This is a genomic window from Haliea sp. E1-2-M8 (assembly GCF_030649675.1).
Classification (GTDB): domain Bacteria; phylum Pseudomonadota; class Gammaproteobacteria; order Pseudomonadales; family Halieaceae; genus Haliea.
This window is the reverse complement of the sequence record NZ_JAUTDR010000091.1, coordinates 1-613: the sequence shown is the minus strand read 5'-3', so window position 1 is coordinate 613 and position 613 is coordinate 1. Positions and strand designations below refer to the sequence as shown.

The following is a 613-nucleotide window of genomic DNA, read 5'->3' as shown; positions in this document are numbered from 1 at the left end:
GTAAGCGCAAAATAATCTACGCCCTGCCAACGCCGCCCTGAACTGTGCAAGCTGCACCCTCCGAATGGTCAGCCCCGGAGGGCAAGTCCCATGTCAGAGGTTTCTCCGCCATCCGTCAGCAGCGACGCCGCTGCATATGACACCCCGACCGCACTCACTGAACGCCAGCAGTTCTGGCTCGAGCATCTGCGCGCCTGTGCCAAGGCCAATCAAACCACGAAGGATTACGCGCAGGCGCATGGCCTCAGTGTCAAGGCGATGTACACTGCCCGCAAAGACCTCGCGCAGCGGGGCACACCAAAGCGCTCGATCACCGCGCCGTTCGCCCGGGTACAGGTGGCGCCATCGCCGCCAACAACGCAATGGAGCGTGCAGCTGCCCAACGGCACGACCGTCAACTTCAGCGGCGCGGTTGATGGCCAGTCGCTGAGCGCTGTCTTGAACGCCGCGGCGTCGCTGTCATGATGCGCCCCGGCAACGACAATCTCGAGGTCTACCTGCACCGTAACCCGATTGACTTCCGCAAGGGCATTAACGGACTCGCGGTACTGGTCGAGCAGGCGCTGGAACTGAACCCGTTCTCGGAGCAGCTGTTCGTGTTCTGCAATCGCCG

At 62.6% G+C, this 613-nt stretch carries 2 protein-coding genes; both read left to right on the top strand.

What is annotated here, in order from left to right; genetic code table 11:
• Positions 1–90 precede the first annotated feature (90 nt).
• A complete protein-coding gene (locus Q6D67_RS21685) occupies positions 91–465 on the top strand; it encodes a hypothetical protein (RefSeq protein WP_304707932.1) in 375 nt (124 codons plus the stop codon).
• A partial coding sequence (gene tnpB / locus Q6D67_RS22050; protein ID WP_370552026.1) for an IS66 family insertion sequence element accessory protein TnpB occupies positions 462–613 on the top strand: 152 nt, incomplete at its 3' end. The genes Q6D67_RS21685 and tnpB, both read left to right, overlap by 4 nt.

Bases quoted from the DNA above. Each gene is read 5' to 3' on its own strand.
- Q6D67_RS21685 (WP_304707932.1), top strand. From the start codon at position 91: ATGTCAGAGGTTTCTCCGCCATCCGTCAGCAGCGACGCCGCTGCATAT.